The sequence below is a fragment of the Streptococcus sp. CP1998 genome (assembly GCF_041026655.1).
GTDB lineage: Bacteria > Bacillota > Bacilli > Lactobacillales > Streptococcaceae > Streptococcus > Streptococcus dentalis.
The window spans coordinates 967,146-987,271 of record NZ_CP163380.1 but is presented as its reverse complement, the minus strand read 5'-3'; the positions used below and the strand labels follow the sequence as shown (position 1 = coordinate 987,271).

Sequence of the window (20,126 nt, the reverse complement as noted above, 5' to 3'; positions counted from 1 at the left end):
GGAGGATTTATCTTTTTTACACAGCCTCTAGCCCGGGTTCAGTTTCAAACCCGAACTGCCCTTCCTTTCATTTTTTATTTTGTTAATGAGTCCAAAAATGCATAGAGTTTAGCATTCATTTCTCGATAATCGTAAACACGAATGGCTTCAGGTTCTTGAACAAAGGTCAGGTTTTGACTTTGTTCTTCCAAAACATCTTCACCGTCTGCAGCAATCAAGAGATTGACTGCTTCTGGATCAAATTCCAAGTGGGCTTGGAAGGCATAGTGTTTCGGACTGAAGCTAATAATCTGACGTGGGCACCCTTGACTGGTTGCAAGAACAACAGCATCTTCTGTCACTCCTGGCATATCGCCATGCCAGTGGCCAGTTTCAAACGTTTCTCCAAAATCACCGACATGCGGATCTGTGAGTCCTTCAGGCGTCAAGGTCACAGGATAAACCCCAATCTCACGTTCCGGGCTGTGTTCATACTCTGCACCATAAGCAACAGACAGGAGTTGCGCCCCCAGACAGACCCCAACAATGTAACGATCTGCCTTCATGGCTTTTTGAATCAACTCGATCTCTGCCTGAGGATCGTAGTATGGAAAAGCTTCTCGATCTTCATCTGGCGATTGAGGTCCTCCCATGACGATCAAAAAGTCGATCTCATCCACTGTCTCTGGTAGGGCTTCATTCTCATAGACTTTGGTCGTGGTCACCTGATGGCCACGCTCCTGCGCCCATTTTAGATAAGCGCCCGGTACTTCAAAGGTTTCATGCAGTACAAAATGTACCTTCATCGTTTCTTCTCCCATCTCTTTCGAATCACGTAAGACAGACCAGCTGCAAGTACAAGCGGAATAGTCAAATTCCAAGCCTGGCCTGTAAATCCAAGGCTCAGAGCAATGGCTGTCAGAGGAGCTTCTAGGGTCGTCCCTAAAAAGACGGTTGCTCCTAGTAACATCCCTATAGCTGGATCTAGATGAATCCCAAAAACTGTCAAAAGCAAGGTCACTAGATAGCCAGATCCAATCCCAAGGGCAAATGATGGTGTCAAGGTTCCCCCATAGGCACCATTGCGCAAGAGGAGATAAACCAGAAGTCCCTTCACTGCAAGAGCCAGTGGAAGATAAGGAATCGACTGGCTAGACAAGAGGGCTTGCGCTAGTACCTGGCCATTTCCCATAAAGATGGGGAAAAAGGCTACTAGGCTCCCCAGCACTAGAAAGGCTAGAGGAAGAGCCCAAAGAATCGTCCTATCCTTCCGCCGTTTGTGACTAGCTCGCTTGGCGAGGAAAGCAAAGACCAGAGCCAAGGGAGTGACCAAGAAAGCAATCACAATAGCCTGTAAAAAACTGCTAGCCGACCATGAGACAGCGGACAATTGATAAATGGCCTCATGACCAACGATGGACTGAGCGACCCAGGTGGCCAGATAAGTACTGGTCAAAACCAGTAGAAAGTTCTGCCAACTGTAGGCGAGCCCTAAGGTCTCAAAGACAAACAAGCTACTGGCAAAGGGAACCTGATAGACCGCAGCCAAACCAGCTCCAGCACCACAGGCGATCAAGACTTTCCGCTCTTTGAGAGCTAGTGAGAATCCCTTCGACAAGCGACCAGCTAGAAGAGCCCCGACCTCACGTGGGGCTCCTTCTTTTCCGACCGATGCGCCTGCTCCGACAATTGCCACCTGCATCCCTGCATGAAGGAGGTGGGCTAAGGGCGCTGGTTCCCTGTCTCCAGCTAAGTCAATTTGCTGGCGAATAGACAGGATCTTATAACGTCTTTGCAGAACATACCAGAAGCCAGCTGCCAAGCACCCAGTCACACACAAAACCAGAAATCTACGGAGACCTCCTGCTGCTTGAAATTGCTGGAGCAAATCCGACTTATCTTGACCAAAGGCCAGCCCTTGCACCCCTTCTAGTAGATAATGACAGGCAATTCCGACCAGACCTGTCCCTATCCCTAATGATAAGGTGGCTAGAAGCAACCTCAGCCCGTAGGGCAGACTTTGGAGTCGTGCTTTCATTGGATTAGAGTTCAGCAAGGATCGCTTTTAGCAAACCTTTGAAGTCGTCTTTGACACGCTCTGTCACTTCTACTACTTCTTCGTGGTTGAGCTCTTCTTGGAAACCAGCCGCAAAGTTGGTAATACATGAAATACCAAGAACCTTCAAGCCAGAATGCGCTGCAATGATGACTTCCGGAACGGTTGACATTCCGACAGCATCTGCGCCAAGTGTCTTATACGCACGGATTTCAGCTGGAGTTTCATAAGTTGGACCAGTCACACCGATATAAACCCCATCATCCAACTTGATACCCAATTTGTCCGCTACTTGATGAGCAGTCTCACGGTATTCTGGTGTGTAGGCTTTCGACATATCAGGGAAACGTGGACCAAAGTCATCCAAGTTTTCACCGATCAATGGGTTTTGACCAGTCATATTGATGTGGTCTGTGATGGCCATCAAAGTACCAGGACCAAAGCCGATACCACCAGCAGCATTTGTAACAAGAACCCCTTCACAGCCCAAAACTTTCATGACACGAACTGGGAAAGTCACCACTTCTAGTGGGTTTCCTTCGTAAAAATGGAAACGTCCTTGAAGGGCCAAAACCTTGCGTCCAGCAAGCTCACCATAAACCAATTTACCAGCATGGCCGACAACCGTTGAACGACCCCAGTTTGGAATTTCAGAGTAGTCTACCACGACTGGATTTTCGATTTCTTCAGCCAGTTCTCCAAGACCTGATCCAAGGATCAAGCCAAACTCAGGTGCTTCCATTCCTTTGCCTTTCAAAAAAGCAGCTGTTTCATTGATTTTTGCTAATAATGTCATTGCATATCTCCTTTATGATTTCCTTAAAAATTGGCCAATTTTGTCAAAAGTATTGGCATTGCGAATGGTCAACAGACGGTAATCCGGCATCTTGAGGACTTGTTTGTGGTAAGCGGTCTTTGTATAGGTCTCTTCTGAGTATTTGCCCCAGTAGATCCCTAGATTCCCACGATGGATGATTTCATCACCGAGCGAAAAAGAGGAGACCAGCTCCCAGACAGCATCCTGATTGAGGCCTTCTGTGTAAAAGAGAACATCCTTGCGGGCCATATTCTCCTGCCACCAGGCTGGTAGAGCAGCGAGATCTTGCGCATAGTCCTCAGCTGAAAAGAGAGAAAAAGACTGGATAAAGGGATAGCGATCACGAAAGAAATGTCCCAGTAAATCCACCAATTCTGCTTTAGAACCAGCAGATTCAAAGAAGATATTGCCACTATTGATGTAGGTCTCTACCCCATCCAGACCGATCGTTTGAAGCTCCTCTCGAAGCTCTGCCATTACGACCTTGTTTTTCCCGCCAACATTGATCCCTCTTACGATGAGAGCGAAGCGTGTCATCTTAGTTCAATTTGTCTAAGAAGCTTTCACCGATCATGGCTTTTTCAACACCAAAGTTCTCTGCAATTGTCGCAGAGATATCAGAGAAATGTCCGACTGGAATCACACCATTGCCCTTGAAGGATGGGCTATAAGCCAAGAATGGGATGTATTCACGCGTATGGTCTGTACCAGCGTAGGTTGGGTCATTCCCGTGGTCTGCCGTGATCATCAAGAGGTCATCTTCACGCATCGCTGCAATGATTTCTGGCAAGCGTTCGTCAAATTCATGCAAACAATCGCGGTAGCCGTGAGCATTGCGACGGTGACCGTAAAGAGCATCAAAGTCTACCAAGTTGGTAAATGAGAACCCTTCTTGAAACTCAGGAAGCCCCATGGTCTTAATCAAGGTATCCATACCGTGGCTATTTGATTTGTTGTGGCCCATATCGTGGTTGATACCAGCTCCGTTAAAGATATCGTTGATCTTACCAACTGCATAGGTATCAATACCTGCTTCGTTCAACTTGTCCAAAACAGTAGGCGCAAATGGTGAAACAGCTAAGTCACGACGGTTGGCTGTACGTGTGAAGTTGCCTGGTTCCCCAACATAAGGACGAGCAATGATACGTCCTAGAAGAGCTGGACGTTCCAAAGTGATGGAACGAGCGTATTCACAGATACGGTAGAGTTCATCCAAAGGAATGATATCTTCGTGAGCTGCGATTTGAAGGACAGGGTCTGCTGACGTATAGATGATCAACTCACCAGTTTCCATTTGACGTGGTCCAAAGTCATCGATGACCGCTGTACCAGAATAAGGCTTGTTAGCTTCACGAATGACCTTACGTCCTGAGAATTCTTCAATCTTTGTAATAATTTCTTCTGGGAATCCATTCCAGAAGGTATCAAACGGTTCTGTAATGTTGAGCCCCATGATTTCCCAGTGACCAGTCATGGTGTCTTTCCCAAGAGAGACTTCTTGCAATTTTGTTGCATACCCAGTTGGGTTGCTTTCAGCTGGCACCGTCTTCAATGGTACTTCACGAGGAATATTTCCAAGACCGATTTTGGCCATGTTTGGTACATTTAAGCCAACGGTTTTAGAGATGTGGCCCAAAGTATCAGATGCTCCATCTGGAACACCTGCATTGACAAAGTTATTGGCATCTGGTGCAGCACCGATCCCAACTGAATCCAGCACAACCAAGTGCATGCGTTTAAATTTTGACATATACTGCCTCTTTCCTTTATTAAACTAGCTATATTATACCATATCCCTATAAGAAGAGAGCCGTTGATAGATCCGGCCCCTCTTTAGAGAAACCTATTTTTCAATGATGACAGGGCCATCTGGTGTCCCTACAATCACTTTTGAAATCATGTTCAAGAATAAACCGTGCTCGACAACCCCGACGGTGTGATCCAGTTCATTGGCTAGAGCTTCTGCATCCTCGATCACCTTGAGATCCAAGTCAATGATAAAGTTGCCTTGGTCGGTGACAAACCGTTGATCATCCGCGAGACGGAAAGCAGGATGGTAACCCTTTTGCTCAAAGTGACGGAAAAGATTTTCAGCCCCGTATTGCACTACTTCCACTGGAAGTTTGAAAGCCCCAAGAGTTCCAACTTGTTTGGATTCATCTACGATCCAAATGCAATCTTTTGAATTGGTTGCGACGATCTTTTCCATAAGGAGAGCCCCACCGCCACCTTTGATCCCGTTTAATTGAGGATCCACTTCATCTGCGCCATCCACTGTCACATCGACCACTTCGACATCGTCGATGGCCTTGAGCGGGATGCCTAAACTTTCAGCCTGATTATAGGTCACACTCGACGTCGTGACAGCTGTGATCTGCAAGCCTTCTTCTTTGATGCGACGACCCAATTCAGCCACAAAATAATAAGCAGTTGACCCTGTACCGAGACCGACAATCATGCCGTCTTTGACAAACTCAGCCGCTTTAATTCCTACCTGTTCTTTTAGGTTTACCATCATAGACCTCCTTTTATATTCTATTACAGTATAGCATATTCTGTAAGAGATTTCACTAATTAATTGAAAACCTTTCCAGCTTTTAGTTTTAAAAGCAAAACCTTGCCCGTCTGCTGACTTTACGATAGAACATATTATGTTGTTATATTCTTTAAAATTTGTTATACATAATTAAATTAATAACTATTAATAAACGGGTGAGAACTATGAAAAAGATTATTTACATTCTTACAATATTTTCTGCACTATTATTTTTATTTGCTTGTTCAAAAAACTCCTCAGAACCAAAATCATTTGAAGATTATATCTCCACTACAGATTTCACTGACTTTAAATATGATTCAGAAAATGACATTTATATTGTTAGCATTGATTTAAATAGCTCTATCAGTGATGAAAATGCAATTCAAAATTTTAATGATTCAATTTACGATGTTATCCATGCTGATTCAAAACCAGATAAAGATGTTGTTTTTAGGGCTTGGGATGGTAGTATAGCCGCCTCATTAGTTTATTTTAAAAAGGTTAAATTTAATTCATTAGCTGATGAAGTTTTCAATTCTACAAGTACATATTTAAAAGCTGATGGATGGCAAACAATATCAAAATTCGGGCAATACCAGGAATCAAATGATCATTCTGATGATTCAACAACTGAAAATTTGTTATTTAATCTTGCTATGATTAGTAAATAAAATAAGCAATTTAGAATGCTTAGCAAGTGTTTTTAACAAAATAAGAACAATTTATTCTTATCAATTATTTAAGTTATTTATGAAACTTTCCGCCGTGAGTAAAGTGCCTAGATCAATTAAGTTCTAGGCACACGGAATTATTGAGACCTTAGGCTCAATAATTAGTCATGGAACTTCGAAGAAGTTCGCTGACGTCCGAACTCACATAAGGAAAGTTTTTTTAATGACTTTTCTTCAATTACCTTCTCTTAATATCTTTTAATAGATAAAAGATTACTTTTCAAAAATTTTTAAAACCTTGCCCGTCTGCTGACTTTACGATAGAATAGAGATGAATCCACAGGAAAAGAGAACTGACATGATTACTAAAGAATTTGATACCATCGCTGCCATCTCAACCCCTCTCGGTGAGGGGGCTATCGGGATCGTCCGCTTGAGCGGGACAGACAGCTTTGCCATTGCGCAGAAAATCTTCAAAGGAAAAGATTTAAGCAAGGTGGCGAGTCACACCCTCAACTACGGCCATATCGTAGATCCAGATAAGAACGAGATTCTCGACGAAGTCATGGTTGGAGCCATGCGCTCGCCTAAGACCTTCACCCGTGAAGACATCATCGAGATCAATACCCACGGCGGGATTGCTGTGACTAACGAAATCCTGCAATTAGTCATCCGTGAGGGAGCTCGTTTGGCTGAGCCTGGTGAGTTTACCAAGCGGGCCTTTCTGAACGGTCGGGTCGATTTGACCCAGGCCGAAGCCGTCATGGACATCATACGCGCTAAGACCGACAAGGCTATGAACATCGCCGTTAAACAGTTGGACGGATCCCTCTCCGACCTCATCAACAACACCCGCCAAGAGATCCTCAATACCTTGGCGCAGGTCGAGGTCAACATCGACTATCCTGAGTACGATGATGTCGAGGAAGCAACCACTGAGATCATCCGTGAAAAGACCACTGAATTTGAAGCTCTTTTGACCAACCTCCTCAAAACAGCCCGTCGTGGAAAGATCTTGCGTGAAGGGATCTCTACTGCTATTATCGGTCGTCCAAACGTCGGCAAGTCTAGCCTCCTCAATAATCTTCTTCGCGAAGAAAAAGCCATCGTGACCGATATCGAAGGAACCACCCGTGACGTTATCGAGGAATACGTCAACATCAACGGGGTTCCCCTCAAACTAGTCGATACGGCCGGGATCCGGGAAACCGAGGACATCGTGGAGCAAATCGGTGTCGAGCGGTCGAAAAAAGCCCTCAAGGAAGCCGATCTAGTCCTCCTGGTTCTCAATGCTAGCGAGCCCTTGACCGATCAAGACCGCCAGCTCCTTGAGATCTCTCAAGATAGCAACCGCATCATCCTTCTCAACAAGGTCGACCTCCCAGAGAGGATCGAAATCGACCAACTGCCGGAAGATCATATCAAGATTTCCGTTCTGAAAAATCAAAACATCGATCAAATCGAAGACCGGATCAACGCCCTCTTCTTCGAAAATGCTGGGCTGGTTGAGCAAGATGCGACTTATCTCTCTAATGCTCGTCACATCTCCCTCATCGAAAAAGCTGTTGAAAGCCTTCAAGCGGTCAACGAAGGCTTGGCTCTCGGTATGCCGGTCGACCTGCTTCAAGTCGACCTCACCCGCACCTGGGAGATCCTTGGAGAAATCACAGGGGATGCTGCTCCAGATGAGCTCATCACCCAACTCTTCAGTCAGTTCTGTCTTGGTAAATAAATTTAATTAAAGGCAATATACTATTTGAGACTTTCCTTAGGTGAGTACGGACGTCAGCGAACTTCGGAGAAGTTCCATGACTTAGTTTTGAATCTAACGTTTCAAAACTCCCGAGTGCTTGAAACATTGTTGTTTCAAGCACTTTTCTCACTGCGGAAACTCTCAAATATTTCTTTTAAAATAGAATTTAGTTTACAGCTATAGGATCACCCAGTTTATACAAAATCAGTAAAACAGTTGGTCCAAAATAACAAAAATGCGTATGTGTGCACACATACGCATTCTTTTTTTGTTTTATTTTGCTTGTTCTAATCTCTCGACGGTCTGATACGCTTGGTAGATTAGGAAGAGCCCAGTAGCATTCAAGACTGGAATTGCAATCGGTAACTCGGTCACGATTTGTGAGAAGGGTGAATTGCCAACAAAATGGAGTCCAAACCCAGCTACTAAGTATCCCCAGCCTGCTAGAGCTAGGTCCTTGCGCTCTCTTCTTGCTTGGACAATCAAGAAGAGCCCCAGCATGACAAGGCCTGTGTAGACCCAGTGAGACATAGGCGCATTAGACACACGTCCAAGAATCCCTGACACCGTGTAAGAGAAACCTTCCGGTAGGTCCTGACGGATATAGGCAAAGTCCTCCACGATCTGGAAACCAAGACCAGAGGCAATCGCCAAGAGGAAGATTGACTTGATGCGACGGACGCTGAACAAATAGAGGACAAAGAAGATAGGAATCAACTTAAAGGGTTCCTCAAAGAGTGGTGCAGCGATGGCACTCTCGTACTGGTTCCAAAAGTCGCTATTTGGAGCGATCGCTTGTATTATGTCATGGAAATAGGTATTGGCAAAGCTAGACAACCAACCGGCAACAAAGCCCCCACCTAATAGAGAAAAGAGCACCGGTACCCAAGACAACTTCCACTTCTTGGCGAAATGAAAGAGAGCCCAAACAGCAGGAAGTGCATAGACCAAAAGGATCAAGGTCGAAAGTCCCACAATCCCGTACTGGCTACCAGACATCCAGCCTTCTGTCAGCGACTGGGTCTCATAGGCTAGGCCGATCGCTAGCAAGAGTAAATAGAGAAACAAAATCGATTTGCGTTTCATAAAAGACCTTTCTAAAGTGAAATGAAAAAGGCTGGAAGCCCAGTCTTTTCCGAGTACTATCATTGTAACAGGATTAGCTTAAAAAAACAATAAACTGAACTCTCAAATCCAGCGCCTACTTCAGTACTGCAAGAATCTGGCGGATCATATCTGGATCGCCGTCCGGCAATGTCACCGTTTCAGCATGGTCCAAGATCCCTTGGGTAAATTGCGTCATAAACTCTTCACTATTAAGCTCATCCGCAGACTGTTGCCAATGACTCGGAACAGGATAGATCGTCACCGTCCCATCACCGTTGGATGCATAAGTCACATGACCTTCTGCAGAAATAGGAGTAAACAACTGACGAACGTCTTTGGGATAATCAACTCCTAGCCCACCAAAGTAAATTTTTGTACCAGCACTTTTTTCATTAATACTCAATTCTGTCGGTACAGACTTGATCACATAAGCCCAAACACGCGCAGCTTCGACCTGAGCATCGGTGTAGCCTGGATAATCATTCTGATCTGCCTTCTTCGAAGATTTGACCTCGCTATCCGGGCGAGTATTCCACTTCTTGGCCTTACTCGTCTTAAACGTACTACTGCTATCGTCTGTATCTACTTGTTCCCGATCTTTCGGCTGCTCTTTCTTGCGATAGTAGAAATTGTCATCATCGCCATAAGCTGGTGACTGACCAGCCCAGATCCGATCCTTGGACTTATCCGAAGCATCGTCTTTGCCCGCTTTCTGACCTTTTGGAAGGAGCAAGAGACCGTAGCCTCCAACACCCGACTTGGCACTAACCGTCATCTCAGCGATCTGGTCCTTCTGCTTAAAGCTCGATGCATCAAGCTCGACATCCTCGCTGACCAAGCCCTTATCATCAAAGATCAGCTCATTGCCACGACCATCGATCCAAGTCCCCTTGATACTCGAGAAATCCTTAGCCTTGATGGCTTTTAAATCCATACCAGACTGTTTCTTTTCCGAAGTGCTAGTCTGCTTGGTATCCGAATTCTTAGGCGACACCGTCCTCTGAGGACGACCACACGAAGCCAAGACCAAAGCAGAAAGCACAATCACCAAACCTTTTTTCATATCAATCTCCCTTCACATACCTACTATTTTAGAAAAATAAGAAAGGAGAGTCAAAGAAAAAGTGGAGGGGGAGAATTTATAATTATGATAAGACAAAAAATATGTTACTTATACAATTACTTAAATCTTGAGAGTACAAAAACTAGCACTTTCAACAGCAGTATTCGCACCTGGTTGTACAGTTACTTAAATCTTGAGAGTACAAAAACACGTAGTACCAATAGATGGATTTGGCAATTGTTGTACAGTTACTTAAATCTTGAGAGTACAAAAACCTTTTCGGATCTCTTCGTCTTTCTTGGCAAGTTGTACAGTTACTTAAATCTTGAGAGTACAAAAACATCTTAATAGTTGCGCATTGTCAACGATCAGTTGTACAGTTATTTAAATCTTGAGAGTACAAAAACACTTCCTGAGCAAGTTGCGCTACAAGTTGGTTGTACAGTTACTTAAATCTTGAGAGTACAAAAACAAATTTATAGTGAGCAATGGCCAGCGAATGGTTGTACAGTTACTTAAATCTTGAAGAGTACAAAAACTGCGCTTTGGTTTCTCTTCAGTGGCTTCTTGTTGTACAGTTACTTAAATCTTGAGAGTACAAAAACCAGATATCTTCGGTATCAAGCTAGAGTTCGTTGTACAGTTACTTAAATCTTGAGAGTACAAAAACCTTCAGGAGTTCCTTCTTGAACCACCTTAGGTTGTACAGTTACTTAAATCTTGAGAGTACAAAAACCAGCAATATCGCCTTCTTCAATTTCATCTGGTTGTACAGTTACTTAAATCTTGAGAGTACAAAAACTATTGACAATCACGGTAAACCGTGATATAAGTTGTACAGTTACTTAAATCTTGAGAGTACAAAAACCAGTCTTTAAACTGTTAGTCTGTAAAGCTTGTTGTACAGTTACTTAAATCTTGAGAGTACAAAAACTTAACTTGTCAAATTCAGTAATGACGTTCGGTTGTACAGTTACTTAAATCTTGAGAGTACAAAAACTCAGATATTGGTAAGGAAAGACCAGCACTGGTTGTACAGTTACTTAAATCTTGAGAGTACAAAAACCGTTTACGAAAAAGAAATATAAAGTCCACTGTTGTACAGTTACTTAAATCTTGAGAGTACAAAAACCTGAAATTATCTTTGAGGGAGCAAAGAAAGGTTGTACAGTTACTTAAATCTTGAGAGTACAAAAACAAATCGGGTCAATAATCACGGCTATATAAGTTGTACAGTTACTTAAATCTTGAGAGTACAAAAACCTATGATTTAAAAGCTGACATCGGTACGACGTTGTACAGTTACTTAAATCTTGAGAGTACAAAAACAACATAGAAAGGGAAACGATGAAAGATGAAAGTTGTACAGTTACTTAAATCTTGAGAGTACAAAAACTTGTCGCAATGATGGCAGCATACGGTTCCAGTTGTACAGTTACTTAAATCTTGAGAGTACAAAAACTATCTTTCGCAAGGTCCACCCAAAAATCAAGTTGTACAGTTACTTAAATCTTGAGAGTACAAAAACTTCTTCAGACAAATGAGATAAACGAATAGGTTGTACAGTTACTTAAATCTTGAGAGTACAAAAACACGTCCTCCGCATAGTCTGGACAATAAAAGGTTGTACAGTTACTTAAATCTTGAGAGTACAAAAACATGGGACAATTGATTTTAATCTTCAGACTGGTTGTACAGTTACTTAAATCTTGAGAGTACAAAAACAATAAGAGTATATCATCTTCATCAACCCAAGTTGTACAGTTACTTAAATCTTGAGAGTACAAAAACACGTAGTTGAAAAGGTAACTAAAGCCTTGAGTTGTACAGTTACTTAAATCTTGAGAGTACAAAAACTAGATATCACAAGTGAGGCTCACAAGCTATGTTGTACAGTTACTTAAATCTTGAGAGTACAAAAACCTCAAATTCGTCAATTTTGGTTTTTGTAGCTCAAAACCATTATAAAGTCTTAGACCTAACTCGTCAATACTATTCTTCTAAATACTTCAATAACATTTGGTTGACTGGTTCAATACGGAATTTTATTTTCATTTCATACTGGTACAAATTGTTTAATATTCTCAATGCTACTTGATCCTCAATTGATAAACTCATATGAAGAATGTCAGAACTAAATAAATAAGGTCCAATCTTCCTTAAAGATGATAAAAACTCTTGTTTACTAGGTATTTGATTTATTGGATATTGATTAGTAAAACGTTCATACATAAATTCTAATGAATAAAAATGATCAATGTAATCAGAGACAATATTAATCTCCTCTAGTACTTCTTTCGTGACATGAAGATATCCTTCATTTGAAGGAAATGAAATAGTGTATAACATGTTACAGTGAATGGTTAATTGCTCTAATTGTTCACAACACTCAACAAATTCCTTATAAGATAAATAATCATCCATATTTCGTAGCATAAGCAATACCTTTTCAGATTGATCCATAATCACTACTTGCAACATCGAAAGAAATAATAAAAACTTTGTCTTATTATCAACAAATTCAAAGGATATATTTTTATCGTTCTGTCCAAAATAGGGTAGAAAATTTTTTTGGATCAATTGGTCTGCATTAAAATATCTCGCTTCTGTATGATAGTTAATACCATCTAGTTTTAGATTCAAATTCTGATTCAACAGCAAAGAAATCCTATCTAGATGGTCATTGATATTTTCAATTTGCTCCATCATCTCCACTGTATTAATCTTTTTCTTTAGATAATCATAAGCTATCGTTCCTTTTTTATACTCCATCTGCTCGATTAGATCATTGATATTCGATAGTTGGATCACCCTAAATTGTGAACGGGAAACCACCGTATCGTCTATCAAGATTTTAGGTTCATTTTGTTCGAATAGGACTAAGTCTTCCTCACTATATTTTTTGCCTCCAAAATACCATAACAGGATTTGCCAAATATAGTACTTTAATTGTTGATCTTGGCCAACAACTTGAGTAAATTGTCCAAAACTCAATGTAATATTATCCTTGTATGGATGACTGATATTCATTTTCATATAACTACCAACTTATTATCACTGACTACTTCTTCTTGTTTTGTTTTTCCACCAATGATCAAAACCATTTCAGAGAACTGTTTCTCCGTAACTGCTAGTAAACGGACATTCCCACTAGGTAAATTACTTTGGCTTAATTTTTTATAGAATTTACTAGCAAAACTTCGATTTGGACACGTTCTATAATAAACTGAAAACTGCAACATTTCAAAACCATTAGCAATTAGATCTTTCCGAAAATTACGATAGATTCTTTTTTCTTGATTCGTATCCATAGGAAGATCAAAAAAACACAATAACCTCAATGCTTCATACCTCATTTCTTCAGCTCCATTCTACACTAGAAACGATAGGGCAGTAGAATTTACTTGTATCCTTATCCGAAATACATTTTAAAAACCCCTTAACATATTTATCCATTGCTACCGTTACAGAACAAGTTTCTTTTCCATAACGAATTTTTGCATTCAGTGTATCCGTTAAAGCTAAACGAAACTCATATTTCAAGTATTCTTCATCCAGCAAATTTTGATAAACCCAGACATCAATAATCTGCCTAAAAGGTTCCATTAAATCGTCTACCAAATTAAATTGATTGTATTCGTTTTTATGAAAAATTCCGATCAAGGGATTTAGCCCATACCCAGCAATAATACGCGCCATCTGCGCTCTCATAATTGCATAGCCATAATTTAGACCTGCATTAATGACATCCGTTTCCTGTTGGGTAAGACGAACGAATTTCTTTCCAAATAATTCATTGAAATAAACTTTTGCCGCGTGTCCTTCTCGATTAGTTTTATCTCCAAATTCAATATGATCTTTATAATCTGCCAATAGCTGAATACAATCAATATTTTTCTCAAACATCGAGAGAACATCTTGCTGATTATTTATTTTGAAGTAGGTCACTATTTGCCATAATTTATCCTTTTGCTCCTGCGTCCACAATAATTGTTCCTGTAATTTTTTATAGGCTCTAAAATGGCCATTTTGTGAATGGTAAATACCTGTTGGTAAATGATCATTATCACAGACAATTAAAGCAATATTATACTTACTTAAGGCACTTAACAATCTTAGAGTTACAACCGTTTCTCCTCCTTCTGCGACAATGATCGAAATATCACTCAAGGGGATAACATAATCTTCACCCATCTTCTTAATCAAAAGATTATCCAACTTTAATTGCATTTTTTCACTTTGACAAACATGTACAATTCTCCAAGTCATTATTTATATCCTCTTTACAAAACGAAAACACCCCGCCATAAATGACAGGGTGTTGAATTCGGCATGAAGCCTTATCTTTGTAGCTTCTGCAAGATTTAAGTAACTGTGTAAGGCGTCCCTTACAGTTAATATTATAATACATTGTAAAAGCGTTTGCAACTCTTTTTAAAAATATTTTTTAAAATTTGAGTTTTGGTTCTTCACCCTCTTTTTTGATGAAATGTTTATTACCCAAAACATCTGTTTTAACTTTATAAATAGAAAGATTCTCTATTTGCATATTTTTTTGTAATTGATTAGAAGAAGGTGGTACCTTTCCTAATACCTCAAGTTCCTCTCCTTTCTCAAATCTTGCTTTTTCATAAGGCTTTAATTCTATTTTATGCTTTTCAAATCTTTTTGGATTATCCTTCCCTGTCCGAGACCAAAATCTAAAGATTTGTTGACAATTTGTTTCAGTATCCTTAATTAAAATTAGATCATTCTTATATAGTGTAAACTTAAATTCAGATTCCTTACCAATTCCTTCTTTCTCCCTTATTTTATTATATTTAACTTCTGAAATTCCGTAAGCACCACCTTTTTCGAAACACAAATCTGCATACTTTAATCCCAAGAATTCATATTTGTTTGTTTCTGTATTGTAGTATACATCTGTTCTCCAAGGATTCAAAGAAAGCAAAGCTACAGGATTCTTACTTTCTGAAGGAGTTATATCAACAAATTTCCCTAAAAGATTATCGTAGTATTTTAGACTTTTAATTTCTGGACCATTGCCTTTTTTACTATATTTGCGAATAGGACCATTTTCAATTCTATATTTTTCAAAAGGATTGAAATCAACTTCTTTTCCATTTTCATCGTATTCTTTAAATGGTCGATATTGTTCTATTATCTTCTCTATCACTTCATCCCAAGTTTTTCTATCCTTCTGAAACATCAAGAATTGGGATTTATCCTTATTGTATAAATCTAAAAACTTATAAAATCCCGTTTTAGAAGGACTTTTTGTCCCTAAAGCATAGATATCTTTTATTTTTCCTAAAGTATAAGTGTATTCCTTATTCTCTTTATCTAATTTCGCTTTTCTTGTTGCATAAATGGTTGCATCAGAAATCTTTCTGTTATATTTTGAATCTACTTGATAAGAAAATAGAATGCTATCCTCAAATTTCTTGGACTTCAATGTATCAACAAAATGATCATATGGAGCTTTAAATACTAACTCTTTATATTCATCATCACTCAATGAAATAATTTCGTCTGTTTCTTGATCCACGAATTGCCCCTCTGTATAAGAGATCAAAGGATTATTTTGTTTTTTCCATAATCTTAATTGACTAGATGCAGCAATGATCAAAGCATCTACAGCATGATGGTGATAGGTCTCACGAGATTTTTCAAGTCCCCACTTTCTTCTAAGCTGTGAAGTAAATTGTCCACGTACCACTGAAATAGTTGTATCGAATTGATGCTCCTTATAAAAATCTTGTAGAGCATTTAGAACAACGCGAGAAGAATAACGAGTATCTACTAAATTTCGTTCAATAAATTTCTGTTTCACCTCAATCTTACTAATGTCTTCTTCCGTTAAAAGGTACTCCTTCTTTTTATTACCTAATAATTTAGAATCTTTTACATATGATTTAAACTCATGGTAAGACCAAGCATCATCCATACTATCTAAAGCCTGGAAGGGTGTCCGTTGTCCTTTTTCTTGGTTTGCTGTAGCAAGAACCAATACTTTATTAGATAAACTATCATCAAAAGAAAGAGATAAAGGTAAAATATGATCAATTTCGTACTTGTATTGATTTTGAATTAAATCTGAAATTGGAATATTCTTCCCAGTGTATAGACACTTTTCTCCTTGTTGATGCCACAAACGAATCTTATTTGCTAATTCTTTATGTCCATGAAAAACGTTATCCGGTAATTCTTTTTTCCCATTGTATTGGAAAGCAGCTTTTTCCATGGCAGCATTTTTCTCGTCTAGATTTGCTTTTTGACGCTTGATATACCCTTTCTTTGCATCCTCTTCATTATTTTCACGTGCCATTTCAATAACGATATTATCAAAGATACCATATTTTTTAGTTGCTTCATTGATAATCTTTATAGCTTGTCTGACAGATTTTGCTACCACTGGGTTATAGATTTCTTCTGTTAATTCTTTTTCATCAATATACTTGGTTCGTTTTGATGTCTCTTTAGATTTTTGTTTGCCTAATCGAGTGAGAATTGTCATTTGCTCTTCCGAAGTCTCATACAATTCTGGAATCAACTCCATCATGAGTTTTATAGAAAAATTATGCCATCCCTTACTAAATAGACTGCTATTATTTTTTCTAAATTGAACCAATTCAAGTACTTGATCCTGACTAAATGTATCTTTTAACTTCGCGTTAATTGCTTCTTCTATACCTTCTCGCTCTGTATTTAAAGTTAGAATATGAGCAAGCTCATCTATAACATTTCTTGGTAACTCTTCCACTCTGATTGTTTCTAATGATTGCATTTTTCGATAGACTTCAAAAGTGTGCATCTCAGGTTTTTTATCGGGATCAATACGGTATCCATGTATTTGATCAACTGAAGCACCAATCAATTTAGCAATGTACTTCAATAGTGTTGAAGCTCCTAATGTTTTAGCTGTCTTCGCATACTTGATAATTGTCTTCTTTTGTTCCTCACTCAGTTTCTTGGTTTCTGTTGGAACAGTTAAATTATTTAAATCATTTAGTAAGTTGAACTCTTGAGCAGTATAGGAAGCTTTTGAAGCTCTATATTCATCCGGATAAAATGTACATTTACCAATTAAAATACCAAAAATATTATCTAAGGTTATGTACTTACCTTCAGTATCTTTCTTAGTAGTATACCTTCCATAATCGGTGCGTGACTTTTCATTACCTGGTCCATGGTAGTATTTTCTCTTTCCCGTAAGGATTGTTAGATAATCCTCTATAAACTCATCTGTAATCTTTTTATTGAATTCTTGCTGTTTTCTAAAAATTCTTTCAGCTTCTTTGCTATAAGCAGATGTTGTAAAAACATTGATTAATCTACGTTTTTCACCATTTTCGACAACAGTGAAATCTCCTCTAACCTGACCATATTTTTCGAAACGATCTAGTTGAATTTGACCAGGAGTTTGTTCAGCAAGTAATTTTCTATTTTCTTCAACTGCCTTACCGTAATCAGACGATACTGTACCGCCATCCTCAGAAGCATCATCCAAATAGCTAATGCCTCGTCTTTTAACAATATTCTTTAAAGCAATAAACAACTCTTCATTAGTTAATTGATTATCCAACCCTTGTACACGAAGTTGATAAGGATTTAGATTAATGGACACCTTAGAAAAATCAGTTAACAAACCATAGACTTGAAATAAATCATGAAGTCGAACACTACGATGTTTTTTCCGGCGAGTTAATCTTTTACCTCCCCTATGTCCTCTTCTTTCAATATTACTGTCAGCCGTTGCAGCCGAAAACAAACGAGAATTAGTGTGAATAATTTCACCGGTATCTTTTTTTAGAATACCTACTCCAACCGAAGCAATACCAATATCCAAACCCAAAACTAAACCATTCATAATAAAACTCCTAATAGTCATTATATTAACTTCATTTTACTCCTTCCTTCCTCAAAAATCAATTCATTACATGGAGATATTCCATCTTTTCTTGACTTTACATTTACACACAAAAAGGAACTCGCGTGTACGAGTTCCCTTTTTCTTCATGTCCCCTGCCGGAATCGAACCAGCAACTACTCCTTAGGAGGGAGTTGTTATATCCATTGAACTAAGGGGACCTATAAAAAAAGAAGCGAGATCACTCCCGCCTCCTTGTTCGTCTTAACGACGGATTTCTTTAATACGAGCTGCTTTACCTTGCAATGCACGAAGGTAGTACAATTTCGCACGACGTACTTTACCGTAACGTACAACTTCAATCTTTTCTACACGTGGAGTGTGTACTGGGAATGTACGTTCAACACCGACACCGTTAGAGATTTTACGAACAGTGTACATTTCAGTGTGTCCTTGACCTTTACGAGCGATAACAACGCCTTCAAAGATCTGGATACGTTCACGAGATCCTTCGACAACTTTCGCGTGTACACGAACAGTGTCACCAGGACGGAATGCAGGGATATCAGTACGAAGTTGACCTTCAGTCAAGCTTTGGATTAATGGATTCATTTTATTCTCCTATCTTCGTCAATCTTGAGGGACCTCCCTCAGCGGATAAACTGTATTTTTGTGCTTCCATTACGCACAGAAACTATCATATCAGATAATTTCAGGTTTGTAAAGCTCTTTTCTCTACTTTTTCGCAACTTTTTGTCCGGAATAAATACTCCACTCTTTTGGTAGGCAATAGGCGATAGCACAAGCAATGACAAAGAAAGGAAGATTGGCATAGCCAAAGACTTCTCCTCCGATCAAGATCGGTGCGAGCAAGGTCGTCGTCGCACTGCCAAAGACACTGGCATAACCAATAGCGGCCACGACTAAGACTGGTAAGCCCAGCATAGGAGCAAGGAAGACGCCAAGCGTAGCACCAATCGCAAAGAGCGGTGTCACTTCTCCTCCTTGGTATCCAGCAGAAATGGTCACCACGGTAAAGAGGAGCTTCAAGATCCAGTCATAACTCTGGGCACTACCCTGATGAAAAGCCACATCAATTAGATTGGTTCCAAGTCCACTATAAGTGCCGACCTTGGTCAGCTGGAGGGTCAAGAGGACCAAGCTAAGTCCAGCTCCTATAAGGGCAATCCGGATATAAGGATTGGGCAAGACTTGAGCGACTGTTTTCTTCAACCAGGAAAGGCTAACTGCAAAGAGTTTCCCAGCGAGTCCAAAAGCTAATCCAAGAAGGGCAACTTTGATCAAGGTCTCTGGTGTCCAGCTCAGCGTTTCTCTTAGTGGCACAGCAAATTTCTCTAAGCCAAGGGCATGAGAGGTAAAGCTAGCCACGATCGAGGCGATGAGCGCAGGATAGAGAGCTATCAGCTGCAACTCCCCAACTGTCAGGACTTCAAGGGCAAAGAAGGTTGCTGCCAGTGGCGTCTGAAAGAGCCCCGCAAAACCAGCGGCCATCCCGGTCATGAGAAAAATACGCGAAGCATCTGGAATCTTGATATGACGGGCAAAACGATGCGAAAGAGTCGCTCCGATCTGGACCGCTACACCTTCCCGACCAACCGAACCACCAAAGAGATGGCTCATCCAGGTCGTCAGCATGATCAAAGGTACCAAGACCAAGGGGATTTTTTCCTCACGCGCGTGTCCGACATCAAAAATAAGGCCCATCCCTTTTGAAGCCTTGCCACCGAAACGTTTATAAAGATAAACGATGACAAGCCCCGCTATGGCTAGAAAAAGAATCAAATGCCAATGCTGGCTTCGGAAATCCCCGATCAGAAGAAGACCTTGACCAAAAATCATATCAATGGCACCAACCAAGAGACCAATGAAAAGCGCCATCCCTGTTAGGACCACATACTGTTGTGCTTTTTGCTTGATAGAGAGACTAGTCACGCGCCCTCACCTCCTCTTGGAAGTCTCTCGAGCGCTTCATCATATCTTGAAACTGAGCTTGAATGGTTGCACGATATTGCTCATCCGTCACGAGAGAGCCGACTTTCTCAAGCACCTCTCTTTCCCTTCCTTGATCGAGCACAGGTAAGCCCTGTTGCTTCTTATATTCTACAATCTGACCAACACAGACCATCCGTCTTTCCAGCAAGGCTACAAGCTCTTGATCGATCTGGTCAATGTCCTTACGAATCTGATCTAAATCCATGTGTCTCCTCTTTATTTTGGATATAAATCGAGGCTGTAATCCATCGATCCAGC

The 20,126-nt window shown here is 40.3% G+C and carries 17 protein-coding genes, 1 tRNA gene and 1 CRISPR repeat array; of the genes, 2 read left to right on the top strand and 16 right to left on the bottom strand.

The window, feature by feature from the left end:
- Positions 1-74: 74 nt before the first annotated feature.
- The 6 genes from AB4X21_RS05115 to rpiA all read right to left on the bottom strand — a co-directional run bounded on the left by AB4X21_RS05115 (position 75) and on the right by rpiA (position 5,367).
- Complete coding sequence (locus tag AB4X21_RS05115; RefSeq protein ID WP_369088329.1) at positions 75-785, bottom strand: gamma-glutamyl-gamma-aminobutyrate hydrolase family protein; 711 nt, start codon at positions 783-785, stop codon at positions 75-77.
- Complete coding sequence (locus AB4X21_RS05110) at positions 782-2,017, bottom strand: chloride channel protein (protein ID WP_369088328.1); 1,236 nt, start codon at positions 2,015-2,017, stop codon at positions 782-784. Before AB4X21_RS05110 ends, AB4X21_RS05115 begins: the two co-directional genes overlap by 4 nt.
- A 4-nt stretch (positions 2,018-2,021) precedes the next feature.
- Positions 2,022-2,831 (bottom strand): purine-nucleoside phosphorylase, encoded by an 810-nt coding sequence (locus AB4X21_RS05105; protein WP_369088327.1) that lies wholly within the window; start codon positions 2,829-2,831, stop codon positions 2,022-2,024.
- 12 nt (positions 2,832-2,843) lie between these two features.
- Positions 2,844-3,389 (bottom strand): DUF1697 domain-containing protein, encoded by a 546-nt coding sequence (locus tag AB4X21_RS05100; RefSeq protein WP_369088326.1) that lies wholly within the window; start codon positions 3,387-3,389, stop codon positions 2,844-2,846.
- A gap of 1 nt (position 3,390) precedes the next feature.
- The gene (locus AB4X21_RS05095; protein ID WP_003011617.1) at positions 3,391-4,602 is read right to left on the bottom strand and encodes a phosphopentomutase; all 1,212 of its coding nucleotides are present in this window, start codon (positions 4,600-4,602) and stop codon (positions 3,391-3,393) included.
- A 93-nt stretch (positions 4,603-4,695) separates the two neighbouring features.
- The gene (gene rpiA / locus AB4X21_RS05090) at positions 4,696-5,367 is read right to left on the bottom strand and encodes a ribose-5-phosphate isomerase RpiA (RefSeq protein WP_369088367.1); all 672 of its coding nucleotides are present in this window, start codon (positions 5,365-5,367) and stop codon (positions 4,696-4,698) included.
- 206 nt (positions 5,368-5,573) lie between these two features.
- On the opposite strand from rpiA, the gene AB4X21_RS05085 reads away from it, so the two are divergent.
- Together AB4X21_RS05085 and mnmE are read left to right on the top strand one after the other, a co-directional pair.
- Complete coding sequence (locus tag AB4X21_RS05085) at positions 5,574-6,062, top strand: sporulation protein (RefSeq protein WP_369088325.1); 489 nt, start codon at positions 5,574-5,576, stop codon at positions 6,060-6,062.
- 358 nt (positions 6,063-6,420) lie between these two features.
- A complete protein-coding gene (gene mnmE, locus AB4X21_RS05080; RefSeq protein WP_369088324.1) occupies positions 6,421-7,794 on the top strand; it encodes a tRNA uridine-5-carboxymethylaminomethyl(34) synthesis GTPase MnmE in 1,374 nt (457 codons plus the stop codon).
- A 294-nt stretch (positions 7,795-8,088) separates the two neighbouring features.
- On the opposite strand, the gene AB4X21_RS05075 is transcribed toward mnmE, so the two are convergent.
- From AB4X21_RS05075 to AB4X21_RS05030, 10 genes are all read right to left on the bottom strand, one after another.
- Positions 8,089-8,901 (bottom strand): PrsW family intramembrane metalloprotease, encoded by an 813-nt coding sequence (locus tag AB4X21_RS05075; protein ID WP_369088323.1) that lies wholly within the window; start codon positions 8,899-8,901, stop codon positions 8,089-8,091.
- Positions 8,902-9,016: 115 nt separating this feature from the next.
- The gene (locus AB4X21_RS05070) at positions 9,017-9,985 is read right to left on the bottom strand and encodes a DUF6287 domain-containing protein (protein ID WP_369088322.1); all 969 of its coding nucleotides are present in this window, start codon (positions 9,983-9,985) and stop codon (positions 9,017-9,019) included.
- Between the two features lie 107 nt (positions 9,986-10,092).
- Positions 10,093-11,908: direct repeats of the CRISPR family, unit length 36 nt; unit sequence GTTGTACAGTTACTTAAATCTTGAGAGTACAAAAAC.
- Positions 11,909-11,977: 69 nt separating this feature from the next.
- Positions 11,978-13,021: a CRISPR-associated protein Csn2-St gene (gene csn2-St / locus AB4X21_RS05065; RefSeq protein WP_369088321.1), complete on the bottom strand. Its 1,044-nt coding sequence runs from the start codon at positions 13,019-13,021 to the stop codon at positions 11,978-11,980.
- On the bottom strand, positions 13,018-13,341 hold the full coding sequence (gene cas2 / locus AB4X21_RS05060) for a CRISPR-associated endonuclease Cas2 (RefSeq protein ID WP_003016415.1): 324 nt from the start codon (positions 13,339-13,341) through the stop codon (positions 13,018-13,020). The genes csn2-St and cas2 overlap by 4 nt, the downstream gene beginning before the upstream one ends.
- A 4-nt stretch (positions 13,342-13,345) precedes the next feature.
- The gene (cas1, locus tag AB4X21_RS05055; RefSeq protein ID WP_369088320.1) at positions 13,346-14,254 is read right to left on the bottom strand and encodes a type II CRISPR-associated endonuclease Cas1; all 909 of its coding nucleotides are present in this window, start codon (positions 14,252-14,254) and stop codon (positions 13,346-13,348) included.
- A 178-nt stretch (positions 14,255-14,432) separates the two neighbouring features.
- Positions 14,433-17,855 carry a type II CRISPR RNA-guided endonuclease Cas9 gene (cas9, locus tag AB4X21_RS05050; RefSeq protein WP_369088319.1) on the bottom strand — a complete coding sequence of 1,141 codons (3,423 nt, stop codon included), beginning with the start codon at positions 17,853-17,855 and terminating at the stop codon, positions 14,433-14,435.
- A 149-nt stretch (positions 17,856-18,004) separates the two neighbouring features.
- Positions 18,005-18,076 (bottom strand) — tRNA-Arg (locus AB4X21_RS05045).
- Positions 18,077-18,119: 43 nt separating this feature from the next.
- The gene (rplS, locus tag AB4X21_RS05040; RefSeq protein ID WP_003003254.1) at positions 18,120-18,467 is read right to left on the bottom strand and encodes a 50S ribosomal protein L19; all 348 of its coding nucleotides are present in this window, start codon (positions 18,465-18,467) and stop codon (positions 18,120-18,122) included.
- 123 nt (positions 18,468-18,590) lie between these two features.
- Positions 18,591-19,754: a chloride channel protein gene (locus tag AB4X21_RS05035; protein WP_369088366.1), complete on the bottom strand. Its 1,164-nt coding sequence runs from the start codon at positions 19,752-19,754 to the stop codon at positions 18,591-18,593.
- 46 nt (positions 19,755-19,800) lie between these two features.
- Complete coding sequence (locus tag AB4X21_RS05030) at positions 19,801-20,073, bottom strand: chorismate mutase (RefSeq protein WP_014713229.1); 273 nt, start codon at positions 20,071-20,073, stop codon at positions 19,801-19,803.
- Positions 20,074-20,126: the final 53 nt, after the last annotated feature.

Coding starts and splice junctions, on each gene's coding strand:
- AB4X21_RS05115 (WP_369088329.1), bottom strand. CDS start 785: ATGAAGGTACATTTTGTACTGCATGAAACCTTTGAAGTACCGGGCGCT.
- AB4X21_RS05110 (WP_369088328.1), bottom strand. CDS start 2,017: ATGAAAGCACGACTCCAAAGTCTGCCCTACGGGCTGAGGTTGCTTCTA.
- AB4X21_RS05105 (WP_369088327.1), bottom strand. CDS start 2,831: ATGACATTATTAGCAAAAATCAATGAAACAGCTGCTTTTTTGAAAGGC.
- AB4X21_RS05100 (WP_369088326.1), bottom strand. CDS start 3,389: ATGACACGCTTCGCTCTCATCGTAAGAGGGATCAATGTTGGCGGGAAA.
- AB4X21_RS05095 (WP_003011617.1), bottom strand. CDS start 4,602: ATGTCAAAATTTAAACGCATGCACTTGGTTGTGCTGGATTCAGTTGGG.
- rpiA (WP_369088367.1), bottom strand. CDS start 5,367: ATGGTAAACCTAAAAGAACAGGTAGGAATTAAAGCGGCTGAGTTTGTC.
- AB4X21_RS05085 (WP_369088325.1), top strand. CDS start 5,574: ATGAAAAAGATTATTTACATTCTTACAATATTTTCTGCACTATTATTT.
- mnmE (WP_369088324.1), top strand. CDS start 6,421: ATGATTACTAAAGAATTTGATACCATCGCTGCCATCTCAACCCCTCTC.
- AB4X21_RS05075 (WP_369088323.1), bottom strand. CDS start 8,901: ATGAAACGCAAATCGATTTTGTTTCTCTATTTACTCTTGCTAGCGATC.
- AB4X21_RS05070 (WP_369088322.1), bottom strand. CDS start 9,985: ATGAAAAAAGGTTTGGTGATTGTGCTTTCTGCTTTGGTCTTGGCTTCG.
- csn2-St (WP_369088321.1), bottom strand. CDS start 13,021: ATGAAAATGAATATCAGTCATCCATACAAGGATAATATTACATTGAGT.
- cas2 (WP_003016415.1), bottom strand. CDS start 13,341: ATGAGGTATGAAGCATTGAGGTTATTGTGTTTTTTTGATCTTCCTATG.
- cas1 (WP_369088320.1), bottom strand. CDS start 14,254: ATGACTTGGAGAATTGTACATGTTTGTCAAAGTGAAAAAATGCAATTA.
- cas9 (WP_369088319.1), bottom strand. CDS start 17,855: ATGAATGGTTTAGTTTTGGGTTTGGATATTGGTATTGCTTCGGTTGGA.
- rplS (WP_003003254.1), bottom strand. CDS start 18,467: ATGAATCCATTAATCCAAAGCTTGACTGAAGGTCAACTTCGTACTGAT.
- AB4X21_RS05035 (WP_369088366.1), bottom strand. CDS start 19,754: ATGGCGCTTTTCATTGGTCTCTTGGTTGGTGCCATTGATATGATTTTT.
- AB4X21_RS05030 (WP_014713229.1), bottom strand. CDS start 20,073: ATGGATTTAGATCAGATTCGTAAGGACATTGACCAGATCGATCAAGAG.